The organism is Streptomyces sp. SolWspMP-5a-2 (assembly GCF_900091845.1).
GTDB classification, from domain to species: Bacteria; Actinomycetota; Actinomycetes; order Streptomycetales; family Streptomycetaceae; genus Streptomyces; species Streptomyces doudnae.
In genome coordinates this window covers 19,200-28,944 of the sequence record NZ_FMCI01000208.1, presented here as the reverse complement: position 1 = coordinate 28,944, position 9,745 = coordinate 19,200, and the positions used below count along the sequence as shown (strand labels likewise).

General features: G+C 74.1%; 7 protein-coding genes and 1 pseudogene. 5 read left to right on the top strand and 3 right to left on the bottom strand.

Going from position 1 to position 9,745, the window contains the following annotated elements:
• Positions 1-114: 114 nt before the first annotated feature.
• The 3 genes from GA0115242_RS21405 (at position 115) to GA0115242_RS21395 (ending at position 3,466) form a co-directional block, all read left to right on the top strand.
• The gene (locus tag GA0115242_RS21405; protein ID WP_093830888.1) at positions 115-525 is read left to right on the top strand and encodes a VOC family protein; all 411 of its coding nucleotides are present in this window, start codon (positions 115-117) and stop codon (positions 523-525) included.
• Between the two features lie 60 nt (positions 526-585).
• Positions 586-2,973: an ATP-binding cassette domain-containing protein gene (locus GA0115242_RS21400; RefSeq protein WP_093830880.1), complete on the top strand. Its 2,388-nt coding sequence runs from the start codon at positions 586-588 to the stop codon at positions 2,971-2,973.
• Between the two features lie 112 nt (positions 2,974-3,085).
• Positions 3,086-3,466: a ferredoxin gene (locus GA0115242_RS21395; RefSeq protein WP_093830878.1), complete on the top strand. Its 381-nt coding sequence runs from the start codon at positions 3,086-3,088 to the stop codon at positions 3,464-3,466.
• A gap of 184 nt (positions 3,467-3,650) precedes the next feature.
• Here GA0115242_RS21395 and GA0115242_RS21390 read toward each other — a convergent pair whose 3' ends face one another.
• Positions 3,651-4,223 (bottom strand): histidine phosphatase family protein, encoded by a 573-nt coding sequence (locus tag GA0115242_RS21390; RefSeq protein ID WP_093830876.1) that lies wholly within the window; start codon positions 4,221-4,223, stop codon positions 3,651-3,653.
• A 141-nt stretch (positions 4,224-4,364) separates the two neighbouring features.
• Between GA0115242_RS21390 and GA0115242_RS21385 the strand changes: the two genes are divergently transcribed.
• The gene (locus GA0115242_RS21385; RefSeq protein ID WP_093830874.1) at positions 4,365-5,543 is read left to right on the top strand and encodes an acyl-CoA dehydrogenase family protein; all 1,179 of its coding nucleotides are present in this window, start codon (positions 4,365-4,367) and stop codon (positions 5,541-5,543) included.
• Between the two features lie 118 nt (positions 5,544-5,661).
• Here GA0115242_RS21385 and GA0115242_RS42510 read toward each other — a convergent pair whose 3' ends face one another.
• On the bottom strand, positions 5,662-6,027 hold the full coding sequence (locus GA0115242_RS42510) for a hypothetical protein (RefSeq protein ID WP_311638671.1): 366 nt from the start codon (positions 6,025-6,027) through the stop codon (positions 5,662-5,664).
• A 12-nt stretch (positions 6,028-6,039) separates the two neighbouring features.
• A complete protein-coding gene (locus GA0115242_RS21380; protein ID WP_311638670.1) occupies positions 6,040-6,966 on the bottom strand; it encodes an FG-GAP repeat domain-containing protein in 927 nt (308 codons plus the stop codon).
• Positions 6,967-7,441: 475 nt separating this feature from the next.
• Here GA0115242_RS21380 and GA0115242_RS21375 point away from each other — a divergent pair.
• A pseudogene (locus tag GA0115242_RS21375) lies at positions 7,442-9,671 on the top strand (tetratricopeptide repeat protein).
• The last annotated feature ends 74 nt before the right edge of the window (positions 9,672-9,745 follow it).

The window sequence follows — 9,745 nt, the reverse complement described above, 5'->3', positions numbered from 1 at the left end:
GGGGGCGCGAGGACAGGGCCCCCGCCCCGGCGTGGCCGGTGCCGGTGCCGGCCGGGACCGAACGGTCAGGATCCGAGAAGCGCCCGGACGGGGGACCGGGCTAGCGTGACGGTCATGGACATCAGCATCCACGCGAGCTTCCTGCCGCACGACGGACCGGAGGCGGCCCTCGTCTTCTACCGGGACGTCCTCGGCTTCGAGGTCCGCGGCGACGCCGGGCACGCCGGCATGCGCTGGATCACCGTGGGCCCGCCCGGCCACCCGGAGACGTCCCTCGTCCTGCACCCGGCGATCGCCGACCCCCACCTCTCCGACGACGAGCGCAGGACCATCGTCGAGATGATGGCCAAAGGGACCTTCGCCATGGTCCTCTTGGCCACCGACGACGTCGACGCCACCTTCGAGCTGCTCGCGGCCCGCGGCGCCGACGTCGTGCAGGAACCGATCGACCAGCCCTACGGGGTGCGGGACTGCGCCTTCCGTGACCCTGCGGGCAACCTGATCCGCCTCCAGGAACGCCCCTGAACCGTTCCGACCTCCCCCCGCAGCCACAGAGAATCGTTCCGCCCGACTGATGGAGAGACCATGAGCAAGGCCTCGCGGAGGGACGCCACCGCGTCCGAGGCACACCTCGCCGACAGCCACGACCTGATCCGGGTGCACGGTGCCCGCGAGAACAACCTCAAGGACGTCAGCGTCGAGCTGCCCAAGCGCCGCCTGACCGTCTTCACCGGGGTCTCGGGGTCGGGCAAGAGCTCGCTGGTGTTCGACACCATCGCCGCCGAGTCGCAGCGGATGATCAACGAGACCTACAGCGCCTTCGTGCAGGGCTTCATGCCGACGCTGGCCCGGCCCGACGTCGACGTCCTCGACGGGCTGACCACCGCGATCACCGTCGACCAGCAGCGGATGGGCGCCGACCCGCGCTCCACCGTCGGCACCGCCACCGACGCCAACGCGATGCTGCGCATCCTCTTCAGCAGGCTCGGCGACCCGCACATCGGACCGCCCGGCGCGTACGCCTTCAACGTCCCCTCGGTCCACGCCAGCGGCGCCATCACCGTCGAACGCGGCAACAAGAAGGCCGTCCGGGCGACCTTCTCCCGCACCGGCGGCATGTGCCCGCGCTGCGAGGGCCGCGGCACCGTCTCCGACCTGGACCTCACCCAGCTCTACGACGACTCCCTGTCGCTCTCCGGCGGAGCGCTCACCGTCCCCGGCTACAAGCCCGGCGGCTGGAACCACCGCCTCTACAGCGAGTCCGGCTTCTACGACCCCGACAAGCCGATCAAGAAGTTCACCCAGCGGGAACTCCACGACTTCCTGCACCACGAGCCGGTCCGCATGAAGATCGCGGGGATCAACCAGACCTACGAGGGGCTGATCCCGCGCATCCAGAAGTCGATGCTCGCCAAGGACCGCGAGGGCATGCAGCCGCACATCCGCGAGTTCGTGGACCGCGCGGTCACCTTCACCACCTGCCCCGAGTGCGACGGCACCCGCCTCGCCGAGGGAGCCCGCGCCTCGAAGATCGCGGGCATCAGCATCGCCGACGCCTGCGCCCTGCAGATCAGCGACCTCGCCGCCTGGGTCCGCGACCTCGACGAACCGTCGGTCGCGCCGCTGCTCACCGCGCTGCGGCTGACCCTGGAGTCGTTCGTCGAGATCGGCCTCGGCTACCTCTCCCTCGACCGGCCCGCGGGCACGCTGTCCGGCGGCGAGGCCCAGCGCGTCAAGATGATCCGCCACCTCGGCTCCTCCCTCACCGACACCACGTACGTCTTCGACGAGCCGACCATCGGACTGCACCCGCACGACATCCGGCGCATGAACGACCTGCTGCTGCGCCTGCGGGACAAGGGCAACACCGTGCTCGTCGTGGAGCACAAGCCGGAGACCATCGCCATCGCCGACCACGTCGTCGACCTCGGCCCCGGCGCGGGCGCGGCGGGCGGCACCGTCTGCTTCGAGGGCACCGTCGACGAGCTGCGGGCCTCCGGCACCGTCACCGGCCGCCACCTCGACGACCGGGCCGCGCTCAAGGAGACCGTCCGCGAACCCACCGGCACGCTGGAGATCCGCGGCGCCGACGCCAACAACCTCCGGGACGTCGACGTCGACGTGCCGCTCGGGGTGCTGACCGTCGTCACCGGCGTGGCCGGGTCGGGCAAGAGCTCCCTCGTCCACGGCTCGATCCCGGCCGAGGACGGCGTCGTCTCCGTCGACCAGAGCCCGATCCGCGGCTCCCGGCGCAGCAACCCGGCCACCTACACCGGGCTCCTCGAACCGATCCGCAAGGCGTTCGCCAAGGCGAACGGGGTCAAGCCCGCCCTGTTCAGCGCCAACTCCGAGGGCGCCTGCCCCACCTGCAACGGCGCCGGTGTCGTCTTCAGCGACCTGGGGATGATGGCCGGCGTCTCCTCCACCTGCGAGGAGTGCGAGGGCAGGCGCTACCAGGCGGCGGTCCTGGAGTACCGCCTCGGCGGACGGGACATCAGCGAGGTCCTCGCCATGCCGGTGACGGAGGCGGCGGAGTTCTTCGCCTCGGGCGAGGCGGCCACCCCGGCGGCCCACCGCGTCCTGGAACGCCTCATCGACGTCGGTCTCGGCTACCTCAGCCTCGGCCAGCCGCTCACCACCCTCTCCGGCGGCGAGCGCCAGCGGCTGAAGCTCGCCACCCACATGGGCGACAAGGGGGGCGTGTACGTCCTGGACGAGCCGACGACCGGGCTCCACCTCGCCGACGTCGCCCAGCTCCTCGCGCTCCTCGACCGGCTGGTGGACGCGGGCAAGTCCGTCATCGTCATCGAGCACCACCAGGCGGTCATGGCGCACGCGGACTGGATCATCGACCTCGGCCCCGGCGCGGGCCACGACGGCGGCAAGGTCGTCTTCGAGGGCCCCCCGGCCGATCTGGTGGCGGCCCGCTCGACCCTCACGGGCGAACACCTGGCGGAGTACGTCGGCGCGTGACGGACGGGGCGACGGGGGAGCGGGTGCCCACGCGACGGGCCCGCTCCCGCGTCTTCCCCGCCGCACCCCGCTCCCGTGGTTTGGCGCGCCACCGGGCGGCAATCCGGACCATGTGACCTCGTCGACGTCCGAGCAGGAGCTGTTCCGGTACCTGGAGGAGCGCTTCGGGTGCGCGCAGGCGGCGAGCGACTGCGCGCGGGCCTGCGCCGTACGGGCCGGGCTGCTCGGCCCGGAGGGCGACGGCGAACAGGAACGGGTGCGCCGCAAGGGCGTCCTGTGCGCCGAGGTGTGCGACGCGACGTGCGTGGTGCTCTCCGAGCAGAACCGTCTGGACGAGGCCGGTGTCCGGGCGCAGTTGGAGTGGTGCAGGACCGTCTGCCTGGAGACCGCCCAGGCCCTCGACGGACAGCCGGGCGGCGAGAAGGCCGCCCGCGCGTGCCGCACCTGCGCCCAGGCATGCGTGGACTTCGCCGCACTGCTGACGGTGTGGTGACCCCGCCGACCGCGCGGTCGCGGCCGGTTCATCGACATCAGCCGCGTTGAGGCGTGCGGGGCCTGCGGCCTGCGGTGCGGTGGCGCGCTCGGGCCGTCCAGGGCAACGGCGTTGAGGTTCGCTCGGCGTGCCCGTGGTTTCCGGTGCGGGGGTTCCGCCCGGCCCCGCCGCGCCCGTGCCGTGTCTACCCGACCAACGGTCGCCCCATCCGTACGTTCCACCGTCCCGCGCGGCCCGAGAGGTCCACCGCTGTCAGGGGTGCGACGTCGGTGCGCCAGAACGCCGTCTCCGGGGCGCCGAGGGCCCGCACCACCGCGGCCCTTGCCACGTCGGGTTCCACCACCGCGACGATCCGCCCCGGCTCCGCCGCGGCCGAATCCAGCCAGTGCGCGACCCGGTCGCACAGCGCCCGCACCGACTCCCCGCCGTGCGGCGCCGCCTCCGGGTCCGCCAGCCAGCGGGCCAGCTCGACCGGCTCCCGCCCGGTCACCTCGGCCAGCGTCAGACCGCGCCAGCGGCCCGCGTCGAGCCCCGCCAACTCCGGTGCGGGCACGGCGTCGAGGCCGAGCGCCCCGGCCGTCTCGGCGCAGCGTCTGCCGGGGGAGACCAGGACGCGGTCCGCCGCGGGCGCCGACCCGGCCGCCGCGCGGGCCTGCCGCACACCCGCCGGGTCGAGCGGGCTCGCTCCGTCGTCGAAGCGCGCCTCCCGCAGCGCCGCGCCGATCGCGGGCGTGATCAACGTCAACCGGGTCGTCATGGGTGGGCTCCGCCTCCGTCCGGGTCGGCCCACTGTAGGCGGCGCGCGGCACCGCCCCGCGCGCCGCATCGGCATTCCCAATTTCTGGAACACGTTCTACGGTGTGCGCCGTCAGGACCGCTCCCGGAGCCTGGAGGCGCCGTGCACCTCGACCACACGCCCGAGCAGCAGCGGCTGCGCGCCGAACTGCGCGCCTATTTCGCCGATCTGGTGCCGGACGACCCCCACGCCCGCTTCCGCGACCCGCTCGGCCAGAAGCGGTTCTACCGCGAGACGATCCGCAGGCTCGGCACCGACGGCTGGCTGGGCGTCGGCTGGCCCGAGGAGTACGGCGGACGCGGGCTGACGGCGATGGAGCAGTTCATCTTCTTCGACGAGGCCGCGCAGGCCGGGGTCCCGCTGCCGCTGATGGCGCTCAACACCGTCGGCCCGACCCTCATGCGGTTCGGCACCGACGAGCAGAAGGCGTACTTCCTGCCGCGGATCCTCTCCGGTGAGATCGACTTCGCGATCGGTTACAGCGAACCCGCCGCCGGGACCGACCTCGCCGCGCTCACCACCCGCGCGGTCCGCGACGGCGACAGCTACGTCGTCAACGGACAGAAGATCTGGACCACCAACGGGGACACCGCCGACTGGGTCTGGCTCGCCACCCGCACCGACCCCGAGGCGCCCCCGCACCGGGGCATCACCATGCTCCTGGTGCCGACCTCCGACCCCGGCTACTCCTGCACCCTGATCAACACCCTCGCCTCGCACGACACCACCGCCAGCTACTACGAGGACATCCGGGTCCCGGTCTCCCGCCGGGTCGGCGCCGAGAACGAGGGCTGGCGCCTGATCACCAACCAGCTCAACCACGAGCGCGTCACCCTCGCCGCGCACGGCACCATGGCGATCCGCGCCCTGCACGACGTCCAGCGCTGGGCCCGGGAGACCAAGCTCGCCGACGGCCGCCGGGTCGTCGACCTGCCGTGGGTGCGCCGGTCGCTGGCCCGCACCCACACCCGTCTCGACGCGCTGAAACTCCTCAACTGGCGGATGGTCAACGCCGTCGAGGACGGCACTCTCACCCCGCAGGACGCCTCCGCCGTCAAGGTCTACGGCTCCGAGGCCCGCCGGGACGCGTACGCGGCGCTGATGGAGGTCGTCGGCGCGGCCGGTGCCCTCAAGGACGGTTCGGCGGGCGCGGTCCTCCAGGGCGAACTGGAACGCGGCTACCGCTCGGCCGTCATCTTCACCTTCGGCGGCGGCAACAACGAGATCCAGCGCGAGATCATCTCGTGGATCGGCCTGGGGATGCCGAGGGTGCGGCGATAGGTCCCGGCCGCTTCTCTCCCGGCCGCTTCTCTCCCAACGGTGCGCACAGCGAAGGCGGCTGACGGAGCGTCGGGTGCTGTCCGGTGCCCTGACCGGACGGGTCCGGCGCGCCGCACGCCTACGAAGTCCCCTTCCCGCGTGGGGTGATGGGGAAGGACGCCTCAAGTCGGCCCCTGCCGTCGGTGATCCACCAGTGGTCCTCGCCGAGCAGGGCCAGTTCCGCGCGGCCGTCGCCGTCCCAGTCGGCGGCGGCGAAGAGCGTGCCGCGGCCGGGGCGGTCGTCACCCGGCACGAACCGCCCGGTGGTGTGCCACGGCGTCGAGCCGAGCCCGTGCGCGGAGCCGCCCCGCAGCACCTCGATCCGCGCGTCCCCGGCCTCCTTCTTCCTGGTGAGCTGCACGGCCAGGTCGTCACAGCCGTCGCCGTCGAAGTCCCCGGCGGCCAGCGCGGCGCCGAAGCCCTCCGCGAACCCGCCGCCCTCCACGACGACCCACGTCTACGGGTCCTTCCCGTAGCGCAGGCTCACCCGGCCGCGCCGGTGCGGGGTGCCGACCTCGTCGTAGCTGTCGACGAAGCTGCGGCCGACGGCGATGTCCTGGCGCCCGTCGCCGTCGAAGTCGCCGAAGACGACGTTCTCGCCCCGCGGCAACCGCTCGGGCTTCCCGCTCAGGCCGCTCGCGGTGTCGGCGCCGCCCGTGAACAGCAGCGGCGGGCTCCCCGAGGTGTCGTGGAGCACGAGGTCGGTGGCGCCGTCGTCGTCCGCGTCCCCGGCGACCAGCTCGGGCAGCGTGCCCTCGAAGCCGGGGGCGGGGATCGTCACCGTCCGGGCCGGGGCGCCGGACCGCGCGAACGGGCCCTTGAGGACGACGAGTTCGCGCGTCTCTCCCCACTCCCTGAACGCCACGAGATCGACGTGGCCGTCCCCGTCGAAGTCACCGGCGACCGGCGCGGTGCGGTACCCGTCGCCCGGCAGCCGCACCCTGCCCTGCGCTCCGCCGACCCGCGGGCCGCCGGGGGCTCCCCACAGGATGCGGGCGGCGCCGCTCACGACCAGGTCGGGACGGCCGTCCTCGTCCAGGTCGGCGACGGTGGGCCGCAACGGGTCGTCGCCGACCTGGACGTCGTCCGGCAGCCCGAGCGCGCCGTGGGCGAAGAAGACCGTGCGGTCGCCGTCCGGACCGTGCGCGGAGCCCGGCACCACGGTCAGGTCGACATCCTCGGTCCGGGAGACCTCGTGCGTCAGCTCGGCGGCGCCGTCCCCGTCGAGGTCCGGGGTCGCGGGCGCGGCCTCACGTGCCGAACCGACCGGTGCGCACGGGCTGTTGGGGACCGCTCGCGCGCCGCCGGACGGACGGAGCAGGACGAACGCAACGACCACCGCCGTCACCACGGCGGCGGCCACCACGGCGTGCCACCCGCGCACGCGCCGGACGCACGGACCACCCGCTGTCGAAGAGAGCATCAGCCCACTTCACGGGTGCGAACACGGCCCGCACAAGGAAGCTGATCATTTCGTTACGGGGGTGATGCACGACGGGTCCTCCGCCCATCCGACGGGTCCCCGTCCGTCCGCCGCGCGCTCGGGTGGGTGGGTAGGGCTGCGGGCGCGCCCACCTGCGGCGGCCGTGGGTTCCTCCGGCCGCGCCTTTCTCCGGCCGGGCCCCGGCGCCGTCCCGGTGGCCCGCCGGCAGGGGCGGTGAGCTCACGCCCGCCGCACCCCCCCCCGCGATCCGTCGGCGCCCCCTCCGCGCACCGGCGCGCGACCGTCCGCGCCGACATGTGGCGTGTCCCGGTCGCGACTCCCCGCTCCGCCCCGTACAAACTCGGACGATAGCTCGCCATACTGGACGAGCCAGGGGAGAGCGGACGCACGTCGACGGGGAGGTCGGTCGGGGGAGATGGGGGAGAACTCACTGATCCAGGGCCGCTATCGGCTGCTCGATCTGATCGGGCGGGGCGGCATGGGCCAGGTGTGGCGCGCCCGGGACGAGTCGCTCGGCAGACAGGTCGCCGTCAAGTGCCTCAAGCCCGCGGGCCCGTACCACGACCAGGCCTTCACCCGGGTGCTGCGGGAGCGCTTCCGGCGCGAGGCGCGGGTCGCGGCGGCCCTCCAGCACCGCGGGGTGACCGTCGTCCACGACTTCGGCGAGTCCGACGGCGTCCTGCACCTCGTGATGGAGCTGCTCGACGGCCGCAACCTCAGCCAGCTCCTGGAGGACGACGAGCGGCGCCCGCTGCCGGTCGACGACGTCGTCGACATCGCCGACCAGGTCAGCGCCGCCCTCGCCTACACCCACCGGCAGGGCATCGTGCACCGCGACCTCAAGCCCGCCAACATCATGCGGCTCACCGACGGCACGGTGAAGATCTGCGACTTCGGCATCGCACGCCTCGGCGCCGACATCGGCTTCACCGCCCGGCTGACCGGCACCGGCATCGCCATGGGCACCCCGCACTACATGTCGCCCGAGCAGATCGGCGGCGCCGAGGTGGACGAGCGCAGCGACCTCTACTCGCTCGGCTGCGTCCTGTACGAACTCGTCACCGGGGCACCCCCGTTCGACGTCGGGGACACCTGGGCGATCCTGGTCGGCCACCGCGACACCGTCCCCGTCCCGCCGAGCGAACGGCGGCCCGGGGTACCGGAGTTCCTCGACCGGCTGATCCTGGACCTGCTCGCCAAGGAACCGGCGGGACGGCCCGCCGACGCCGACGAGGTGGCCCGCAGGATCGGCGCGGGGCGCGGGCGGAGCGCCTACCCGCTGACGCTGCCCGGCATCCCGGTCGGCGCGGGCGCCCCCGGGCCCCGGGCCGCGGTCGGGATGCCGTCCTGGACCCGGGGCATGACCACCGGGCACAAGGCGATCGGCGCCGGGCCGCGCACCGCGCCACCGGACGCGGCGGCCGGACTGACCGGCGAGTGGATCGCCCGCCCGGCCACCGGCCGGGCCGAGGAGCCGCCCCGGCCCGCCGACGGCGCCGCACCCCAGGACCCTCGCCGCTCTCACCGGACGGCACAACGCCGGGCTCAGCCTCGGGAGGCTCGGCCGCTGGGCCGAGGCGGGCGAGGCGCACCGCGCGGTGGCCGCCGAACGCACCCATCTGCTGGGCCCCGAGCACCCCGACACCCTCGCCAGCCGGTACGAGGTCGCGTTCACCCTCAGCCGCACCGGCCGCACGGCCGACGCCCTCCAGGAGTACCGGTTCGTGGCCGCCGCCCGCACCAGGACCCTCGGCGCCGACCACCCGGACACCCTCGCCGCCCGCCAGGAGATGGCCTACCTGCTCGGCCAGTCCGGCCGCCACTTCGACGCCCACCAGGTGTACACCTCGGTCCTCGCGGCCCGGGAGCGCACCGAGGGCGCCGACCACCCCGACACCCTGCGCTGCCGTCACAACCTCGCCTTCAACCTCAGCAGGCTCGGCCGTCTGGAGGACTCGTACCGGATGGCGGGCGAGGTGGCCGAGGCGCGCGCCAGGGTGCTCGGGCCCGACCACCCCGACACCCTGGTGACCCGCTACGAAGTCGCTTACGCGCTGGGTCAGTTGGGGCACTGGCCGGAGGCGCTGGCCGCCTACCGCGAGGTCGCCGACGCCCGCGCACGCGCGCTCGGCCCCGACCACCCGGACACCCTCGCGGCCCGCTACGAGGTCGGCATCAGCCTCGGCCGCCTCGGGCGCGGCGCGCAGGCGCTCACCGTCTACCGCGACCTGATCGGGGACCGCACCCGGGTCCAGGGCGCCACCCACCCCGAGACCCTGCGCGCCCGGCACGGCCTGGGCGTCAACCTGGGACGGCTCGGCCGCTGGGAGGAGGCGCTCGCCGAGTCCCGTGAGGTGTGCGCGGACCGCGCCCGGGTGCTGGGCCCCGAGCACCCCGACACCCTGGTCAGCCGCCGGGAGGTCGCCGTGGGCCTGGGCTGGCTCGGCCGCTGGTCCGACGCCCTCACCGAGTACCGCCAGGTCGCCGCCGCCCGCGCCCGGGTGCTGGGCCCCGAGCACCCCGACACCCTCGCCAGCCGCAACGACGAGGCGCACTGCCTGGAGCGGCTGGGGCGCGGCACCGAGGCGGTCGAGCTGTACCGGAAGGTCGCGGTCCTGCGCCAGCGCCGAGCCTCCGGCGCCTGACCCGGGGCCCACCGCCGCGTGGATCACTCCCGCGGCTCTCCCCGCCCCCTCGGGCGGGCGCACCCCCTGGTCGT